The sequence below is a fragment of the Rhodococcus sp. P4_F3_2 genome (assembly GCF_056401335.1).
The window spans coordinates 1-644 of the sequence record NZ_JBFUJN010000120.1; the positions used below are offsets into that span (position 1 = coordinate 1).

Sequence of the window (644 nt, forward strand, 5' to 3'; positions counted from 1 at the left end):
GTAAGGCATCCATCGTAAATGTTGCGCCCCCTAAAATAATAGTTGCGGGGAGCAGGCGTTTGGGAATATTTGATTCACGAAATATGTTGGAAGCAAACGGGTAAACAGCAAAAGCAACAACAAACAAACTTACACCACTATAAGTCAGTATTGCACTTAGTAGTACAGTAGCTAAAATTGCTCGTTTAGGTCCCACCCAACTGATTATAGTTTGAGCAATAGATTTTGCCACTCCAGACATTTCAACTATTTTTCCAAATATAGCTCCTAAAAGGAACACCGGAAAATATAACTTAACAAAACCAACCATCTTTTCCATGAAAATATTAGAAAAGAAAGGGAGTACGTATGATGGCTCAGTCAACAAAACTGCAAACAACGCACAAAGCGGCGCAAAAAGAATTACTGAAAATCCTCGATAAGCAATAAACATAAGCAGTCCTAAAGATAAAAGAATAACAATAAGATCCATACAATCCTCCTTATTTTTAATAAATAGTTAGTTTCTACAATATAAAACGCATGAAACAAGGACCGTTTACGAAGTTTTCAGAAGCCTATAAGTGATCTAACATCTATTATTTAAAGTCCCATAAAATACACAATCTATTTATTGGTTGCTCCTCTTCCCTATTCTGTAAATC

1 protein-coding gene is annotated in these 644 nt (G+C 35.2%); it reads right to left on the minus strand.

Features of this window, described 5'->3' with window-relative positions; all coding sequences use genetic code 11:
• A partial coding sequence (locus AC1DWA_RS33040) for a GntT/GntP/DsdX family permease (RefSeq protein WP_477917649.1) occupies positions 1-472 on the minus strand: 472 nt, incomplete at its 3' end.
• Between the last annotated feature and the right edge of the window lie 172 nt (positions 473-644).